The following is a 17,135-nucleotide window of genomic DNA, read 5'->3' as shown; positions in this document are numbered from 1 at the left end:
GAGCTCCGGTTCAACGATCTGCGCGGGTCGAAGGTGACCGAGATGGTGTGGTCGGGGATCAGCGTGCCCGACCTCGCCATCCGCATCGGGTGGAAGATCGAGACCGCCGCGAAGATGCTCGGCGTCTACGCCGCGCTGAACCCCGGCCGCGCCATGGTGGTGGCGCTTCCCGGGACGGTGGTGGAAGGCGGCGCTACCGGGTGATCGGCAGCTTGAATCGTCCGAGCGAGAGTTGGCGCACTCTCCTTGCGCATGCCCGCATGACGCAGCCGCGCCCTCCGGGAGGGACAGGTGCCTCGGCGGCGTCGTCGGTGTCGTCAGTTAGGGGCTGAACGCGTCGAAGCTTCGCGGCGGTGGCTCATGGTGTGCATGGGTCCGTCCACAAGGACAATGTGCACGAACCCGGGGCCGTGAGCGCCGCGCACGTAGCTTCCCTCGATGTCGGTGGTACCGCTCGGGCCGGTGATCAGGATCGCGTTGCGCGGCGGCCGGCCCTCGCCGTCGATCACCGCCGCGTAGTCCTCGAGGTGCGGAAGGATACCCTCGACCGGCAGGACCACCATGTGGTGGAGCGGCAGGAAGGCGAGGAGCACCGGGCTATCGGGGCCGGAATGGAGCGCGACGGAGCCGCTTTCGGCCACGCCCCAGCGGGCGAGGCCCACCGCCGCCGCCTCGTCCGGGGCGATGGAGGCGTGCGGCTGCACTTCGCCCCAGGACAATCCGGCAAGCTCCGGAGCCTGCTGGAGCGCGACCGCGGGGGGCAGGCCGTGCGTGGCCAGGTAGCGCCCGACCGCCTCCGGGACCGCGTCGAGGCCCGCTACCCGGTCGATCGTGGTGCCAAGGGCGGTGGCCTTCTCGCAGAAGGACTCGACGAGCGTCGCGGCGACGAGGCGGGGGCGGATTTCGTCGGGCGCGGCGAGGAGCGCGACGGCTTGGGCAGCGATGGCGGCACTGTCCTGCCGCTGGCCGCCGAGGCCGGCGCGGACCGCGGAGAGGATCCGGTCGCGGGCGCTCACTTCCGTCCCTCCGTCCGGGAGCGACGCTCGGTCTTGTAGCGCTCCATGAAGGTGCTGCCTTTCGGGCTCGGCAGGTCGCGGTGTTTGGTCCAGCCGCCCGCGAGCGGCAGTGACTTGATCCAGCCGCCTCGCTGTAGCATGCGGAGCATGCGGACGCCGGCCCCGCTCGCGAGGCGGTACAGGCCCGGGCGCCGGGCGACGGCGGCCCATAGGCCGACGCTCGCGCGCACTGCGACGGGCTCGTGCCCCTCCCGCCAGCTCCGGCCGCGCCACGCGCGCAGAAGCGTCGGGATCGGGATCTGGACCGGGCAAACCTCCTCGCAGCGGCCGTTCATCGTGCAGACGAAGGGCAGGTCGCGCGCCTCCGCGAGGCCAGAGAGGACGGGGGTGAGCACGGCGCCCATGGGACCCGGATAGGTGCCGCCGTAGGCGTGGCCGCCGATCTGGCGGTAGACGACGCAGTGGTTCATGCAGGCGCCGCAGCGGATGCAGCGCAGCATGTCGCGGAACTCGTCGCCGATCATGCGCGTGCGGCCGTTGTCGACGAGGACGATGTGCATCTCCTCGGGGCCGTCGGCGTCGCCCGGCCGCTTCGGGCCGCAGTGGAAGGTGGTGTACTGCGTGAGCTCGCCTCCGGTCGCTGAGCGCACCAGCAGGCGCAGCAGCGCCATGGCGTGGGCGGTCGAGGGCACCAGCTTCTCAATGCCCGCGGTCACGATGTGGACGCGCGGAGGCGTGGTGGTGAGCTCGGCGTTGCCCTCGTTGGTCACAGTGCAGGTAGCGCCGGTGTCGGCGATGAGGAAGTTCGCCCCGGAGATGCCGACGTCGGCCGTGAGGAACTTCTCCCGCAGGACGCGGCGGGCGCTCTGCACCATCGAGGCGGGATCCGCGGCGGCGGGCGGCGGGTTGTGGCCCTCGCGGAAGAGCACCGCCACCTGCTCGCGGGTGCGGTGCATCGCGGGCCAGATGATGTGCGAGGGGTGCTCGCCCGCAAGCTGGATGATGTGCTCGGCGAGGTCGGTCTCGACGCGCTCGATGCCGGCGGCGGCCAGCGCGTCGGGCAGACCGATCTCCTCGCCGAGCATCGACTTCGCGCGGGTGACGCGGCCTGCGCCGGCCTCGCGGCAGAGGCGGACGACGATCTCGCAGGCCTCTGCGTCGGTGGCCGCCCAGTGGACCCTGGCGCCGGCGGCGGTGGCGTTGCGCTCGAAGGTCTCGAGATAGTGGTCGAGGTTGGCGATCACGTGATCCTTGATCGCCCGGCCGCGGGCGCGCGCCGCCTCGAATTCGGGGAAGGCCGCAAGTGCCGCGGCGCGCTTGCGCTCGGCGGTCCCCGTGGTGCGGTCGATCGCGGTCTTCAGGGTTGCGTCGGCCAGCGCCGCGGCGGCGCGGGCCTTGAAGGACGGCAGGGGCGCGGCGGTCATGGCTTCTCTCCGATGGCGGGGCCGTCGCCGCCGCCCGCCAGAATCTCGATCGTGTGGAAGCAGCGCACCTTCGACCCGCGGCGGTGCAGCTTGCCGGCCATGTTCATCAGGCAGCCGAGGTCGCCGGCAAGCAGGAGCTCGGCGCCGGTCGCCTCGATCGCCTCGGCCTTTTCGGTGACGATGGCGTTGGAGATCGCCGGATACTTGATGCAGAACGTCCCCCCGAAGCCGCAGCAGACGTTGTTGCCCTCGAGCGGCCGCATCTCCAGGCCGTCGACGGCGTCGAGCAACCGGCGGGGCTGGGCGAAAACGCCGAGCTCGCGCAGGCCGGCGCAGCTGTCGTGGTAGGTGGCGCTCATGGCGAGCCGCCGCCCCTCGGGAGCGTAGTTGAGTACGTCCACGAGGAAGCTCATGATCTCGTAGGTCTTCGCCGCGAGCACCTCCGCGCGCGCGGCCCAGGCGGGATCCTTCGCGAACATCCGGGGGTAGCTGTGGCGGATGGTTCCGGCGCAAGAGCCGGAGGGGGCGACGAGGTAGTCGTAGGGCTCGAACAGCGCGATGACCTGTCGGGCCACGGACGCCGCGTCGGCATCGTCCCCGCTGTTCCAGGCGGGCTGGCCGCAGCATGTCTGCTGCGGCGGCACCTCGACCGTGCATCCAGCCTCCTCGAGGAGGTGCACGGCGGCGAAGCCGATCTCGGGCCGCATCGCGTCGACGAGGCATGTGACGAAGAGCGCGACTCGGGGGCCGGATGCCTGGGTCATGGCGTCACCCTTTCGTCGTGGGAAGGTGACCGGCCCGGGACGATCGCAGCGATTCGCCGGATCCGGATCGGCTTCGTGCGGATTCCCTCCGTCGCGGGCTGCGGTCGGCCGGGATCAGCGAGCGGCGTATCGCGGTCTGTCATGGTTCTCCCCCCTGTGAGGTAGCCGGGGCGGCGGACCGCCCGGCATTTGGTCACTGCGCCACGGCCGGCGCCACGACGTCGGGCACCATCTCGGTGAACGGGTAGACGTAGGCCTGAGCCATCACCAGGATGCCGACGAGGGCGGCGAGCGCGATGGAGTGGAAGAACACGAAGCGCAGGATCGAACCCTCGTGGCCGTACCACTTGGTGGCGGTCGAGGCGACGACGATGGACTGGGCGTCGATCATCTTGCCCATCACGCCGCCCGAGGAGTTGGCCGCCGCCATCAGCACCGGGTTGAGGCCGAGCTGCTGCGCCGTCACCTTCTGCAGCCCGCCGAAGAGCACGTTCGAGGCGGTGTCGGAGCCGGTGACCGCGACGCCGAGCCAGCCGAGCAGCGTGCCGAAGAACGGATAGAACCAGCCGGTGTGGGCGAAGGCGAGGCCCATCGTCGCGTCGGTGCCCGAGAAGCGGGTGACGTAGCCGAGCGCCAGCATGCAGGCGATGGTGAGCAGCGAGAAGCGGATCATGTAGAGCGTGCGCCCGTACATCCGCAGCAGGCCTCCGGGCGAGTAGCCGAGCAGGAAGCCCGAGACGATGCCGGCGAGCAGGATGCCGGTGCCGGTCATCGACAGGATGTTGAAGTTGAAGATCGCCGTCTCGGCATGGGGCTCGGCGACCACCGGGGGCACCTTCATCACCATCTCGTGCAGGCCCGCGACCGGGATCTTCGCGCTCCAGATCGAGTCGAAGAAGGCCTTGGCCTGCGGCACGCCCCAGATGAAGACGAAGGCCGAAAGGATCGCCCAGGGCATCCAGGCCTTCAGTACCGCGCCGCGCGAGGTGACGTCGGTCGGCTGCTCGTGCACCTCCTCCCCGGCCACGTCCGCCGACGACCAGTCGCGCGGCGCCTCGGTCATCGGCGTTCTCGGGCGCCAGACCCGCAGGAAGCCGGCGAGCGCGAGCATCGAGACGATGGCGGCGACGATGTCGACGAGCCAGGGTCCGTGGAAGTTGGAGACGAGATACTGCGGCAGTGCGAAGGAGGCGCCCGCCACGAGCAACGCCGGCCAGACCTCGAGCATGCGGCGGAACCCGACCATGGCCCAGATCAGCCAGAACGGCACGATCACCGAGAAGAACGGCAGCTGGCGGCCGATCATGCCCGAGAGCTCGAGGAGGTCGAGCCCGGTGACGGCGGCGAGCGCGATGACCGGCGTGCCGAGCGCGCCGAAGGCGACGGGCGCGGTGTTGGCGATCAGGCAGAGGCCCGCGGCGGAGAGCGGCGAGAAGCCGAGCCCCATCAGCATGGCCGCCGTCACCGCGACCGGCGTGCCGAAGCCCGCCGCGCCCTCGAAAAAGGCGCCGAAGGAGAAGGCGATGAACAGCACCTGCATCCGGCGGTCGTCGGAGATGCCGCGGATCGAGTGCCTGAGGACGTCGAACTCGCCCTTCTCGTTGGTCAGCTGGTAGAGGAAGATGACATTGAGGATGATCCAGCCGATCGGCATCAGGCCGAAGCCGGCGCCGTAGATCGCGGACAGGCCCGCGAGGCCCGCGGGCATTCCGAAGCCGACCACCGCGACGACAAGCGCCGCGACGAGTCCGAGCAGGGCCGCGATGTGCGCCCGGACCTCGAATATGCCGATAGCGCCGAGCAGCACCAGCACCGGCAGGGCGGCGAACAGGCTCGACAACCAGATGTTGCCGAGCGGGTCATAGACTTGAGACCAAGTCATGGAACTTCCTCCAGTGGCGGGTGTGGGGTCCGCCTGATAGGTGTTATCGTTGTCGCGGCACCGACCTCTGCGGTCAATTCCAGTGGGCGCACTTCGATGTTTGCCCGATGCCTGGGTTCAGGCTGTTGGTGGGGTCGAGCGAGCGGTAGAAGTCGGCGAGCGCCGGCTTGGCCCGGTACAGGTGGCCGACGTTATGCTCGGCCGGGTACTCGGCCCCCCTCGCGTCGAGCAGCCGCCATATGGCATGCTCGAGCGCAAGGCAGTCGCGGCCCTTCCTGACCACGTAGTCCTGGTGGAAGACGTGGCAGAAGAAGTGGCCGTAGTAGAGCTTCTTTTCGATCTGGGCGTCGAGCTCGGGCGGTAGCCGCTCGACCCACTTGCGGTCGTTGCGCCTGAGCGCGATGTCGAGCGCCACGATGTCCTCGACCGCGTCGGGGTGGACCGCACGATAGCGCACAGCGGCGCCGGCGACGGCGAAGCGGTGCAGGAAGGCGGCGGTGCCTTCCTCCGGCGTGCACTCGAAGACGTCGCCGGTGGCCGAGGGGAAGAGCGTCGCGAGGTAGGCGCGGGCCTCGGCGACGCCGGCCCCGCCCATCTTGAGCAGCAGGTGGTGCTCGAAGCGGTCGCGGAAGGCGTTCATCCGCGCGGGCAGGTGCTGCGGCGCCAGCGCCGCGACGCCTTGCGCGACCCGGTCGGTGAGGCTCGCGCCGAGGCCGAGGCGGTCGGTGATCGCGTCGAGCCCGGCCTTGGCCGCGAAGAGCGCGGGCATCCGGTCAGTGCCGAGCTTCCGGATGAAGAGGAAGGTGTCCTTGCCGTACTTCGCCGCCACGTCGTAGGCGTCGCGGTGGATGTACTCGCCCGCGATCGGCAGGTTCTCGAATCGCGCCAGGATGTGGCGGCGGAGCTCGGTCAGCTCGTCGGGATCGTTGGTACCGACGTAGAAGACGACCGTCTCCTTCTCGGCCTCGAAGGTGTCGAGCCGCACGGCGAAGACCGCGAGCCTGCCGGCGCAGCCGGCGGACTCCCGCAACCGGCGCGGGTCGGCGTTGAAGCGGGCCGGCGTGGCCGCGTCCACGTCGCGGACATGGCTGACATACTCGCAGTCCGAGCCCCAGGCGTCCGTCGGCGCCGGCGGCGGCAGGTCGCCGCGCTCGACCCGCGCGAGGATCTCCTCCGGATCGTTGCCGAGCGGCAGGCCGAGGTGGTTGATCAGCGCGACCGATCCGTCCTCGCGCACCTCGGCGTAGAGGCTCATCTCGGTGTAGGCCGGTCCGCGCTGGATCAGCGCGCCGCCCGAGTTGTTGCAGATGCCGCCGAGCACCGAGGCGCCGATGCAGGACGAGCCGATCACCGAGTGCGGCTCGCGGCCGAGCGGGCGCAGCGCCTTCTCCAGGGCGTCGAGCGTGGCGCCGGGCAGGCAGACGACCTGGCGCCCGCCGTCGATCAGGTGAATGCCCTTGAGCCGGCGCAGGCTGACCAGGATGATCTCGCGGTCATAGTCGTCGCCCCAGGGTGTGGAGCCACCGGTAAGGCCGGTGTTCGCCGCCTGGAAGATGACGATGCGCCCGGCGGCGATCGCCGCGTTCATGACGCGCCACTGCTCGACCAGGCTGCCCGGACGCACCACAGCGGCGACCGGACCGCCGCCGTAGCGGAAGCCGCGGGTGTAGCCGCGCGTGGCGCGCTCTGCGGTCAGGACGTGCGAGGGACCGACGATCCTGGCGAGATCGGAGACCAGAGCCTGGCGCGACACCGTCTCAGGACGTCTGTGGGGGGCTGGATCGTGCAGTGCGGGAGAGGCGGGACGATCGGGTATCGTCATGCGGGCTTCCTCCGGACGCGGCGACCGGCGGTTCCGCGGATCGCCGCTTCGTGCCCCCTCGGGGGCTATTTCTCGTTGCTGCCGGTCTCGTAACGAACCGGATGAGAGCATATGGTAAATGTATTTGACCATTCCTGTCAACCGAAAAAATCTCTTCGCCCGGTCTGCCCTTCCGGTTAACATCGCGCCGGCGCATGTTGCGCCGACAAGCCGCTGGAATGCATCGGCGATCGCGAGGACGAAGCGTGGTCAAGGAAGGCATAAAGGGTAGCAACGCCGCGGAGTCAACCGCACGCCATCTCGAGGACCTGATTCTCGAGGGCTCGCTCCGCCCCGGGGAGCCGCTCCTGCCGGAGCGCGAGATGGCCCTGCGGCTCAACGTGTCTCGCCCGACGCTGCGGCAGGGCATGAAGCTGCTCGAGGACAAGGGCCTGCTCGTCGCCGACGCGGGCGGGGCTCGGGTCGTCGCACCGCTCGCGACCAGCATCACCGACCCGCTGATCGAGCTGCTGGCGACCCGCGGCGAGGTGGTCGACGACTACCTTGAGCTGCGCGGCACGCTCGAGGGAATGGCCGCGTCCCTCGCGGCGACGCGGGCGAACGACGTCGACTGGACGACGCTCCAGCGCTGCATGGAAAGGATCGACGCCGCCCACGAGGAGGCCGATCCGCACGACGAGGCCGACGCGGACGTCGACCTGCACATCGCGATCTACGAGGCCAGCCACAACATCGTGCTCCTCCATATCATGCGAGCGCTGTCGGGCATGCTGCGCAAGGGCGTGTTCCACAACCGGGAGAAGCTCTACGCCCGGCCCGAGGTCCGGGAGGTGCTGCGCGAGCAGCACCGCGCGATCTACGATGCGGTCATGTCCCGCGATGCCGCCGCCGCGGGCCGGGCCGCCGAGGAGCACATGACCTACACCAGGCGGGTCCTGGCCGAGATCGCGGCAGCCGAGGCGCGGCTCGAAATCTCGCTGCGGCGGATCGACGGCGGGAACATAAGCTCACGAGCTCAGCCCCGTTCGTGACGGTGGCGGGCGTCCATCGATCCGCGGGGGGCTAGCCACAATCTACCGCCGACGGACGGCGAAGGTCCTCGTTGGAGAAGCGTAACCCTCCGCCGAGGCCGCCGAGGGCCACGGTCATGTCGCTCGTGACGCGGCGAGGAGTGGCACCCAACTCTAGGGCTGACGACCTTGAGAGCAGGAGTCCGTTGGGGGTCGAAGCCTCAGGTGTTCACCACCGAAAGGACCGCCGATCCGACCAGGAAATCAAGCACCCTTCGACGTGATGCCGGGAACTCAACCAGAACGGGACGAGAACGGCGAGGGCAGAAAAAGGGCAGAAAAAGGGCAGAAAATGGCGGAAGGAACGAAACGCGTCCGCAATTTCTTCTGTGATTTCAGGGCGTTAGACTGGCTGGGGAACCTGGATTCGAACCAGGACTAACGGAGTCAGAGTCCGTGGGTCTACCGTTAACCTATTCCCCAGCAGGGCCGTGCCCTCATAGGCGAGACCGAGGGGCGAGATCAACCCCAAAACTCCCGCCGCCAATCGACCTTGCGGGCGGCAGGGCTGGGGCCCGGTGCGTCAGCTCGGCGCTCGGGCTCGGGCAGATCTCCTGCTAGCTCCGCGTCCCGAGCCAGCGCAGGGCGAGGAGCTCGGAACGGGCGTAACCGGCGGGGAGTGCCGCCGAAGAGGCGGCGGACCTCGGCCAGCTCGGCGGCGAGGCAACCCTCGCTCCTGCTGGCGAGGACGTCGGGATGCATGCAGCACCTGCGGCAGACGGCGCGGGTGCTTGCGCCAAGAATCAGCTGCTCGTACCCGCATCCCTGTAGATCGACAACACCCGTTGCACGGAGGCGACCCGAAGCGCCGAAGGCTCCGCCGGGATGTGGCCCGCCGCGACGGCCGGGTAGACGGCGGCGAGATACTGGCTGATCAGGGTCTCGGGTATGGCGCGGCCCGCCAGCCGCTCCTCCAGACGCCGGACCGCGGCGGCGGCCACCGGATCTGGCCAGTAGTAGCGGATGCGGTCGGAATAGCTGAAGTGGCGCTGAAGCAGCAGCTCGCCGGCGTCGCCGTGATAGTACTTCTGCCAGTGCCCGGGCTTTTCGAGCATCAGGCCCTCCATGGCATCCTGCAGCTCGGCGCGACCCAGGCGGCCCTCCAGGACCGACGCAATGTGGTCGAGCCCGTAGAGCGCCTCGCGCAGCGCGAACGTCAGGCCAGGCCCTACCTTCAGGATTGCGAAGCCGTCGCGGACGAGCGCCGCGAGCGCCTCCTGCGGCTGGTAGTCGGTCGAATGCGCCTCGAAGACGAACTGCGGCATGGAGGCAAGCACGCCGCTCAACGCCCGGGCCTTCTCCGGCTGGTAGACGACGACGTCCTCGTTGCCGAACTCGACGCCGGGCTGGACCACCACGCCGATGGCCCGCTCGAACGCCGCCTGCAGGCCGCGGGCGGCGAAGGCCCGGCGATGGATCTCGACGGTCTCCAGCGCGGCCTCGGGGCTCGTCACCTGCAGATGGTCGAGCGCTTCGAGCGCGCCGCCGGGAATCGGGACCTCGGTGCCGATGACGTAGACCGGCGGGCCGAAGGCAGCGGGATCGGCAGCCGCCTCGGCGGCTGCCGCGAGGTCGGCGGCGCGCTCGGCCGTGACGGCGTCGGGAAGGGCGACGCTCTCGCCGGCGCAGCCCATGCTGGTGTCGAGGTGGATTTTGGTGAAGCCGGCCTTCACGAACGCCCCCACCATGACGCGGGCGCGGTCGAGCGCCTCGGCCGCCGGCAGGTGCTTCCATGGGTTGGGCCCGAGATGGTCGCCGCCGAGGATGAGGTTGTCGCGGGCGAAGCCCACCCGGTCGGCGATCGCCTCGACGAAGGTGCGGAAGTCGGCAGGGGTCATGCCGGTGTAGCCGCCCTCCTGGTTCACCTGGTTGCAGGTGGCCTCGATGAGGACGGGGCGGCCTTCGTCCCGGCCCTGAGCGAGCGCGGCCTCGATCACCAGGGGATGCGCCGAGCAGACGGAGGTGATGCCGATGCGGTCGCCTGCCGCGTGGCGTCGGGGGAGGTCGGCGAGGAGGGTGCGGGTCATGCGGATTCCTTCGGGTTTTGGCGGCTCAGGAAGGACTCGAGCTCGGACAAGGTGGAGGTGCCCTCCATCGGCCCCTTGCGGGTGACGGCGAGGGCGCCGGCGGCGTTGGCGAGGCGCAGCGCCTCGGCCGGCGGCGTGCCGCGCAGCCAGAAGGTGACGAAGGCCGCGCCGAAGGTGTCGCCGGCGCCGGTCGGATCGACCTCCTCGACGGCGAACCCCGGCGCCTCCCACCGGCCGCCCGCCTCGTAGCAGACGGCGCCCTTCGCGCCCTTCTTGACGACGACGGTGCGGATGCCGCGGGCGATAAGCTCCCCGGCCGCCCCGGCCTCGTCCGTGGCGGCGGTGAGCAGGAAGAGCTCGTCGCCGCTCGGCATGAAGAGATCCGTCTGCGACAGGACGCGCTCGAGGGCCGTCCGTATCCCCGGCGCGTCGAGGATCTCCTTGCGGAGGTTCGGGTCGAAGGAGACGGTGCCGCCCCGGGCGCGCAGGCTGTCGAGCGCCGCCTCGACCATGCCCGTGAGGGCGGGCGAGGACAGCGCCGTCCCCATGACGTGGAGGTGGTCGGCGCTCTCGACGAGCGCCGCGGTGGCAGGCGTGAGCGCGATGGCGCCGCTGGCGCTGTGGCGGATGTTGTAGACGAAGTCGCGCGAGCCGTCGGCCCGGTAGCGCACGAAGGCGCTGCCGGTCGGAAGCTCGGGGTGGACGGCGATCGCGGAGACGTCCGCCCCGTCGCGGGCCAGCCGGTCGACGTTGACCCGGCCGAAGTCGTCCGCGCCGACGCAGCCTATCATGCCGCACGGCTGGCCGAGCTTCGCCACCTGGTCGATGAAGATCGCGGGCGCGCCCGAGGGGAACGGGCCGACGAGGGGGATCGGCTCGAGGAACCCCTCGCCGACCTCCGTCGCCATGATCTCGACGAGGATCTCGCCGATGGTGATGACCTTCTTCATGATCGCTCCTCAGCGCCGCGACGACTTGCTGCGCACATCGAGCCACACCGCGATCAGGATGACGATCCCCTTGACGATGAGCTGGAAGAAGAACGGCACCGACAGCATGTTCATGCCGTTGTTGATGACGCCGATGATGAGCGCGCCGAGCAGCGTGCCGATCATCGTGCCGACGCCACCGGCGAGGCTGGTGCCGCCGAGAACCACGGCCGCGATCGCGTCGAGCTCGTAGCCGGTGCCGGCGTTGGTCTGGGCCGACATCAGTCGCGACGAGAGCAGGATGCCGCTGATCGCCGCCATCACGCCGGACAGCATGAAGCAGATGATCTTCAGGCGGTCGACGCCGATGCCCGAGTAGATCGCCGCCTCGCGGTTGCCGCCGGTGAGGTAGGCGCGCCGGCCGAACACGGTTCGCGACAGGACGACGTGGTTGATCGCGAAGAGCGCCAGCACGATCCAGATGATGATGGGCAGGCCGAGCCAGGTGTTCGAGCCGATCGCGATCCAGGTCTCGTTCTCGATCATCGCCGGCGCGCCGTTGGTCGGCAGCGAGACGAGACCGCGATAGATGCCCATCGTCGCCACGGTCACGATGAAGGATGGAATCATCAGCTTCGCCGACAGGACGCCGTTGACGCCGCCGAGCAGCGCCCCGGCCGCGAGGGTCAGGAGGACCGTGGGGAAGAAGCCGAGGCCGAAGGCGAAGGCCTGCGCCGCCACCATTCCCGCGAGCGCGATGATCGAGCCCACCGAGAGGTCGATCTCGCCGAGCAGGATGACGTAGGTCATGCCGAAGGCGGCCACCGCCACCACCGCCACCTGCTGGAGGATGTTCATGAAGTTGTTGACGGAGAGGAACCGCGGATTCATCACCGAGAACGCGACCGCGAGCACGATGAGCGCCAGGAGAATGCCGCCGTACTGGCGGACGAAGGGCGAGGCGAGGAAGGACCGCGCCGGAATGTCGTCACGAGTGGTCATTGTTCCATCCCTGCTGCAAAGTGCATGACCCGTTCGGGGGTAAGCTCGTCGACGCGGCGGATCGCCGCCACGCGCTTGTCGTGCATGATGACCATGCGGTCGCTGAGCCCGAGGCATTCGGGCAGCTCCGAGGACACCATCAGGATCGCGGTGCCCGCGGCGGCCAGCTCGCGGATGATCCGGTAGATCTCGAACTTGGCGCCGACGTCGACGCCGCGCGTCGGCTCGTCGAGGAGCAGGAGCCGCGGCCGGATCAGGAGCCACTTGGCGATGACGATCTTCTGCTGGTTGCCGCCGGAGAGCGTCCCCGCCACGGTGTCGAGCGAGTTGGTCTTGATCGTGAGCCGCTTGACCTCGGCCTCCGCCCCGCTTCGCTCCTCGGCGGGCCGCATGAAGCCGGCGGCGCTGGCGAGCTGGCGGAGCGCCACCATGTTGATGTTGCGCTCGACCGCGTGCGGCAGGACGAGCCCTTCCTCCTTGCGGTTCTCGGTGACGAAGGCGATGCCATTGCGGATCGCGTCGGCGGGCGAGGCGATCGTCACCGGCTTGCCGTCGAGGCGGATGCTCCCCTCGGGCTTTCGCATCCCGAAGAGCGCGTTCAGCACGTCGGACCGGCCGGAGCCGACCAGCCCGAACATGCCGACGATCTCGCCGGGCCGCACGTCGAGCGAGACGTCGTGGAACTGGCCCGGCACGCTCAGGCGATCGATGGCGAGCATCGGGGGCGTGTCCTCGCCCGGCGCGGCGGCGATGCGCGGCGGGTAGATGTCTTTCATCTCGCGCCCGACCATCAGCGCGATCAACTCGGCGATGTTGGTCTTGTCCTTCTCCCGGCTCGCGACGTAGGCGCCGTCGCGGATGACGGTGATGTCGTCCGAGAGCCGCATGATCTCCTCCATGCGGTGCGAGATGTAAATGACGGCGGCGCCCCGGGCCTTGAGGCGGTCGATGATCCGGAAAAGGACCTCCGCCTCGCTGTCCGACAGCGACGAGGTGGGCTCGTCGAGGATGACGACATCGGCCGGATGGCTCAGGCCCTTGGCGATCTCGACGAGCTGCATCTGGGCGATCGAGAGATCGCCCACCCGCGCCGTCGCGTTCACCGGCAGGCCGAGGTCGGCGATCAGCTCCGCCGCCCTCTCGTTGAGCGCGCCGTCGTCGACGAAGCCGTAGCTCGCCGGCTCGTGGGTGGCGAAGATGTTGTCCGACACCTTCATGTTCCGGCAGAGGCTCAGCTCCTGAAAGACGATGGTCAGGCCCTTGGCCTTGGCATCGCGCGGGCCGAGCGGCACGTAGGGCTCGCCGCGGAGCTCGATCGACCCCGAGGTCGGCGCGAAGAGGCCGACGAGGATTTTCATCAGCGTCGACTTGCCGGCGCCGTTCTCGCCGAGGAGCGTGTGCACGCGCCCGCGTTTGACGTCGAGGCTCACGCCCCTGAGCGCGACGACCGGGCCGAAGCTCTTGGCGACGTCGCGCATCCGCAGGACGTAGCCGTCCTGTTCTCCAGACATATGGGTTCCTCCCCCCTTGTTCGGTTCGCGCCGGGGCCTCCTCCAAGGCCCCGGCGGCCTTTTTTGCCGCGGGGTAGCGGCTACTTGGTCTCGCCGTCCTTGGTCACGACGCCCGGCTCGATCGGCTGGCTCGCGGGAACCTCCTCGCCCTTGATGACCTTGCCGGCGGTCTCGACCGCGACCTTGCCCATCTCGTCCGGGTACTGGGCGATGACGCCGACCATGGCCGGGTCGTTCTGAACGGCGTTGCGGGCTTCCTCCATCCCGTCGAAACCGATGACCTTCACCTGGTCCTGGAGGCCGGCGGCCTTCGCGGCCGAGGCGGCGGCGAGCGCAGCGTCGTCGCCGAAGCCGAAGATCCCGACGATGTCCGGGTTCGCCTGGAGGATGTTCTGCGCCGCCGCCAGCGCCTCGGCGCGGGTGACGCCGGTCTGGATCGCCGCGATCTCGATCTCCGGGGTGGCCTCGATCCCCTTCTTGAAGCCCTCGACCCGGTCGACGACAGACTGCACCGTCGGATAGTCGATGATCGCGACCTGGCCCTTGCCGTCGAGGACCTTGGCCATGAGCTCGCCGGCCTTCACCCCGCCGGTGTAGTTGTCGGTGCCGATGTGCGACGTCACCTCGATGCCCGCCGCCGGGATGTCCACGGTGACGACCTTGATGCCGGCGTCCTGGGCCTTCTTGATCGCCGCCCGCACGCCCTGGCTGTCCACCGGGGAGATCACGATGACGTCGACTTCCTTGGTGATGAAGTCCTCGATGTCGGAGAGCTGCTTGTTGAGGTCCTGGTTGGCGATGGCGATCTCGAGCGGGATGCCCTCGGCCTCCGCCTCCGCGGTCATCGCCTCGGCGAGCGAGATGTAGAACGGGTGCTGCTGGGTCAGCAGCGAGGCGCCGATGCCCTCGGCCGACGCCGTGCCGGCGAGCAGCGCCCAGCCGACGCCGCCGAGCAGCAGCCCGGTTCCCACGCGATTGAAGACAGATTTCCTGGGCACGTTTCCCTCCGTTTTCGAGCCGCGAGACACGCGGACAGCCTGCTTCAGTCCCCTCGGGCGGATGCTTGGTTCGATCGGCGCCGGATGCTGAAGTCTCACCGCTTATGCCGGCCATCCGTCCGCGTGTCAATATTAAACTTTACACGCGATAATTTTTTATGACAGTGCTGACGCGACCTTACGGCCACCGCCCAGCGCATCTCCTCAGATCTTGGCAAAGATTATCTTTACACGCGGGAAAATGCGCCTACTCTGGCATGCGCTGAAATGCCGAACCGGGAGCCAGGATGACGACACCGAAGATCCGGAACATGGAGGAGTTCTCCATCGCGAGCGGCATCTCGCGGCCGACGGTCTCCAGGTATTTCAACGATCCGACCAGCGTGAGGAAGTCGACGCGGGAGAAGATCGAGCAGGCCCTGGAGGCGTTCGACTACCGCCCGAACATGTTCGCGATGAACCTCAATCGCAGGAACCCCCGGAACATCGGCGTCGTCGTTCCCCAGCTCGTGGACCCCTTCTTCGCCGAGGTCGTCCGCCAAATTGAGATGCGCTGCGTTCAGGCCGGATACTGGGCCATCGTGCTCAGCTCGCACGGAGAAAGCGCGCTCGAGGCGAACGCGCTCGACACGCTGCGGTCGCTGAAGATCGCGGGCGCCGTCATCGCGCCGCTCGGAGAGCAGTCCGACACGCACCGGATCGAGCAGCTCGGCCAGGAGGTCCCGGTCGTCTTCCTCGACAGCCGGACGACCGACCGCATCCCCTTCGCCGGCACCGACAACGCGCAGAGCGTCTCGCTGATGGTCGACTATCTCTGCCGCTCCGGCGAGCCTCCCTGCTTCCTCGAGATGCCGCCGGTCAATCAGAACGCGCGCGAGCGCAGGGACGCCTACCTGTCGGCCATGCAGCGCCTCGGCCTCGAGCCGGCGGTCGTATCCCTCGGCAAGCTCCACGGCTGGGGTTTCGAGGAGATCGGCTACGAGGTCGCGGGCCGCGCCCTCGGCGGCGGGGGGTTCCCGACAGGGACCGTGCTTTGCGCGAACGACCGCCTGGCCATCGGGGTGCTCGCCGCCGCCTACGCCAATGGCGTGAGGGTCGGGATCGAGCCGGGCTGCACCCTCCGCGTCGCCGGCCACGACGACCACCCGCTTTCCCGCTTCACCTGCCCGGCCCTCACGACGATGGCGCAGGACTACGACGGTCTCGCGGATCGCGGCATCGGAATGCTCTTCGACCTTATCGAGGGGCGGCGGTCGGAGGGCGCCGAACCCGAGCGCAGCCTGCTCGATGCGCGGCTGATGATGCGCGCCTCCGCTTGAGCCGGCCCCGGGATCGGAGCGCATTCCCCGATACCCCGGGCGGTGGCGTCAGCTCATCCGCTGGCCGCCGTCGACATTGTAGGTCTGGGCGAGGATATAAGGTCGGCCTCCTTCGAAGTCAGGAACACCGCCATGCCGGTCAGGTCCTCGGGCGTGGCGAACCGGCCGGCGGGGACGCCCGCGGCGACCTCGGCCTTCTTCTGGCCGGGCTCCTTGCCCTCGAGCTTGCCTAACATCGCGTCGACATGCTCCCAGTCTGGCGGTTCAAGCTCACGCGTGTGGTCCGGGACAGGAGCAACGTCTGGCTTGGCATGCTGATCGAGCGTCGGCGTCTGCTCGCGATCGCCGATGAGATCACTATACGCCAAGGATACTCTTGGTACTTCGACGACGATGGGGCCAACGCGCGTCATGATACGGACAGCTCTCCTTGTCCTCGGCTGCCTGATCGCCGCTCCGGCGCATGCTACAACGGACGCAATCATCGGCCACGCCGAAGTCGTCGACGGAGATGGTCATCGGGCCGATCCGGATCCGGCTCCACGGAATCGACGCACCCGAGCTCGGCCAGCGATGCGCCGGGCCGCGGGGTGGAACGTGGGGCTTATACCAGCCGCTGGAACTGCTGACTCGTGTGGGATTCCCAAGGTTTGGCGGATGTGATTCCCTTGCTTCGAGGCAGTGAGGGAATGGGCATGGCGGTTGCGATCGAGCGGAAGGAGCCTACGGCGGCGGAGCTTCGACGGCTGGCGTGCCGGGCGGCGAGCCCGGCGCAGGCGCGGCGGATGCTGGCGATCGCGCTGGTGATGGAGGGGGTCGATCGGACGACGGCGGCGCGGAGCTGCGGCATGGACCGGCAGACGCTGAGGGACTGGGTGCATCGCTACAACGCCGAGGGTGCGGCGGGGCTGGAGGATCGTCCGCGTCCCGGGCGGCCGCCGCGGCTGTCCGGAAGCGGCGCTCGACGAGTTGGTCGAGATCGTCGAGGCCGGGCCGGACGTGGAGAGGGACGGGGTGGTGCGCTGGCGCTGCGCCGACCTCGCGGGGGTGGTGGCCGACCGCTTCGGGGTGGCGCTCTCGGAGCGCTCGGTCGAGCGGCTCCTGAACGACCGCGGCTATGGGCGGCTGAGACCGCGGCCGCAGCACCCGAAGGGTGATCCCGAGGCGCAGGCGGCGTTCAAAAAAACTTCCCCCGCGCGGTAGCGGCGGCGCTGCCCGAACGCGCCCGTGGCAAGCCGCTCGAGGTCTGGTTCCAGATGCTATGAGGTGGGGCGCCGCGGATGATGACGGCCCCTCACATCCGATGGAGCCGCAGATGTCGATGATCATTCCCGGAGCCGAGTCCACCGTCTACCTCGCGCTTGAACTGAG

The 17,135-nt window shown here is 69.1% G+C and carries 14 protein-coding genes, 1 tRNA gene and 2 pseudogenes; 5 read left to right on the top strand and 12 right to left on the bottom strand.

Going from position 1 to position 17,135, the window contains the following annotated elements; translation table 11 throughout:
- Positions 1–204: hypothetical protein (locus KBB57_RS18535; RefSeq protein WP_290753491.1), on the top strand; the 204-nt coding region annotated here is incomplete at its 5' end.
- 113 nt (positions 205–317) lie between these two features.
- Here the strand turns inward: KBB57_RS18535 and KBB57_RS18530 are convergent.
- From KBB57_RS18530 to dld, 5 genes are all read right to left on the bottom strand, one after another.
- Complete coding sequence (locus KBB57_RS18530; protein WP_290753490.1) at positions 318–1,016, bottom strand: lactate utilization protein; 699 nt, start codon at positions 1,014–1,016, stop codon at positions 318–320.
- A complete protein-coding gene (locus KBB57_RS18525; RefSeq protein WP_290753488.1) occupies positions 1,013–2,440 on the bottom strand; it encodes a lactate utilization protein B in 1,428 nt (475 codons plus the stop codon). The genes KBB57_RS18530 and KBB57_RS18525 overlap by 4 nt, the downstream gene beginning before the upstream one ends.
- The gene (locus KBB57_RS18520; protein WP_290753486.1) at positions 2,437–3,204 is read right to left on the bottom strand and encodes a (Fe-S)-binding protein; all 768 of its coding nucleotides are present in this window, start codon (positions 3,202–3,204) and stop codon (positions 2,437–2,439) included. Before KBB57_RS18520 ends, KBB57_RS18525 begins: the two co-directional genes overlap by 4 nt.
- Before the next feature lie 193 nt (positions 3,205–3,397).
- Positions 3,398–5,086 (bottom strand): L-lactate permease, encoded by a 1,689-nt coding sequence (locus KBB57_RS18515; RefSeq protein ID WP_290753484.1) that lies wholly within the window; start codon positions 5,084–5,086, stop codon positions 3,398–3,400.
- A 73-nt stretch (positions 5,087–5,159) separates the two neighbouring features.
- The gene (gene dld, locus KBB57_RS18510) at positions 5,160–6,839 is read right to left on the bottom strand and encodes a D-lactate dehydrogenase (RefSeq protein WP_290753483.1); all 1,680 of its coding nucleotides are present in this window, start codon (positions 6,837–6,839) and stop codon (positions 5,160–5,162) included.
- A 314-nt stretch (positions 6,840–7,153) separates the two neighbouring features.
- Between dld and KBB57_RS18505 the strand changes: the two genes are divergently transcribed.
- Positions 7,154–7,939: an FCD domain-containing protein gene (locus KBB57_RS18505; protein WP_290753482.1), complete on the top strand. Its 786-nt coding sequence runs from the start codon at positions 7,154–7,156 to the stop codon at positions 7,937–7,939.
- Positions 7,940–8,327: 388 nt separating this feature from the next.
- Here KBB57_RS18505 and KBB57_RS18500 read toward each other — a convergent pair.
- The 6 genes from KBB57_RS18500 to KBB57_RS18475 form a co-directional block, all read right to left on the bottom strand.
- Positions 8,328–8,401, bottom strand: a tRNA-Gln gene (locus KBB57_RS18500).
- 320 nt (positions 8,402–8,721) lie between these two features.
- A complete protein-coding gene (locus KBB57_RS18495) occupies positions 8,722–10,005 on the bottom strand; it encodes a D-tagatose-bisphosphate aldolase, class II, non-catalytic subunit (protein WP_290753480.1) in 1,284 nt (427 codons plus the stop codon).
- Positions 10,002–10,955, bottom strand: a complete 954-nt coding sequence (locus tag KBB57_RS18490; protein WP_290753478.1) for a sugar kinase — start codon at positions 10,953–10,955, stop codon at positions 10,002–10,004. Before KBB57_RS18490 ends, KBB57_RS18495 begins: the two co-directional genes overlap by 4 nt.
- Positions 10,956–10,964: 9 nt before the next feature.
- On the bottom strand, positions 10,965–11,936 hold the full coding sequence (locus KBB57_RS18485) for an ABC transporter permease (RefSeq protein ID WP_290753476.1): 972 nt from the start codon (positions 11,934–11,936) through the stop codon (positions 10,965–10,967).
- On the bottom strand, positions 11,933–13,447 hold the full coding sequence (locus tag KBB57_RS18480) for a sugar ABC transporter ATP-binding protein (protein ID WP_290753473.1): 1,515 nt from the start codon (positions 13,445–13,447) through the stop codon (positions 11,933–11,935). The genes KBB57_RS18485 and KBB57_RS18480 overlap by 4 nt, the downstream gene beginning before the upstream one ends.
- Positions 13,448–13,527: 80 nt before the next feature.
- Positions 13,528–14,445: a substrate-binding domain-containing protein gene (locus tag KBB57_RS18475; RefSeq protein WP_290753470.1), complete on the bottom strand. Its 918-nt coding sequence runs from the start codon at positions 14,443–14,445 to the stop codon at positions 13,528–13,530.
- Between the two features lie 287 nt (positions 14,446–14,732).
- Between KBB57_RS18475 and KBB57_RS18470 the strand changes: the two genes are divergently transcribed.
- Positions 14,733–15,764, top strand: a complete 1,032-nt coding sequence (locus KBB57_RS18470; RefSeq protein ID WP_290753468.1) for a LacI family DNA-binding transcriptional regulator — start codon at positions 14,733–14,735, stop codon at positions 15,762–15,764.
- 48 nt (positions 15,765–15,812) lie between these two features.
- On the opposite strand, the pseudogene KBB57_RS18465 reads toward KBB57_RS18470, so the two are convergent.
- A pseudogene (locus KBB57_RS18465) lies at positions 15,813–16,018 on the bottom strand (SDR family oxidoreductase); the annotation flags it as partial.
- A gap of 435 nt (positions 16,019–16,453) precedes the next feature.
- On the opposite strand from KBB57_RS18465, the pseudogene KBB57_RS20160 reads away from it, so the two are divergent.
- Together KBB57_RS20160 and KBB57_RS18460 are read left to right on the top strand one after the other, a co-directional pair.
- Positions 16,454–16,681, top strand: a pseudogene (locus KBB57_RS20160) (helix-turn-helix domain-containing protein); the annotation flags it as partial.
- Positions 16,662–16,967, top strand: a complete 306-nt coding sequence (locus tag KBB57_RS18460) for a winged helix-turn-helix domain-containing protein (protein ID WP_290753465.1) — start codon at positions 16,662–16,664, stop codon at positions 16,965–16,967. The pseudogene KBB57_RS20160 and the gene KBB57_RS18460, both read left to right, overlap by 20 nt.
- Positions 16,968–17,135: the final 168 nt, after the last annotated feature.

This window comes from Amaricoccus sp., from assembly GCF_017993425.1.
In the GTDB taxonomy this organism is placed as follows: Bacteria; Pseudomonadota; Alphaproteobacteria; order Rhodobacterales; family Rhodobacteraceae; genus Amaricoccus.
Note: the sequence above shows the minus strand (reverse complement) of the source record. Positions and strands in the feature narration are given on the sequence as shown.

Coding starts and splice junctions, on each gene's coding strand:
- KBB57_RS18480 (WP_290753473.1), bottom strand. CDS start 13,447: ATGTCTGGAGAACAGGACGGCTACGTCCTGCGGATGCGCGACGTCGCC.
- KBB57_RS18485 (WP_290753476.1), bottom strand. CDS start 11,936: ATGACCACTCGTGACGACATTCCGGCGCGGTCCTTCCTCGCCTCGCCC.
- KBB57_RS18520 (WP_290753486.1), bottom strand. CDS start 3,204: ATGACCCAGGCATCCGGCCCCCGAGTCGCGCTCTTCGTCACATGCCTC.
- KBB57_RS18495 (WP_290753480.1), bottom strand. CDS start 10,005: ATGACCCGCACCCTCCTCGCCGACCTCCCCCGACGCCACGCGGCAGGC.
- KBB57_RS18525 (WP_290753488.1), bottom strand. CDS start 2,440: ATGACCGCCGCGCCCCTGCCGTCCTTCAAGGCCCGCGCCGCCGCGGCG.
- KBB57_RS18490 (WP_290753478.1), bottom strand. CDS start 10,955: ATGAAGAAGGTCATCACCATCGGCGAGATCCTCGTCGAGATCATGGCG.
- KBB57_RS18515 (WP_290753484.1), bottom strand. CDS start 5,086: ATGACTTGGTCTCAAGTCTATGACCCGCTCGGCAACATCTGGTTGTCG.
- KBB57_RS18470 (WP_290753468.1), top strand. CDS start 14,733: ATGACGACACCGAAGATCCGGAACATGGAGGAGTTCTCCATCGCGAGC.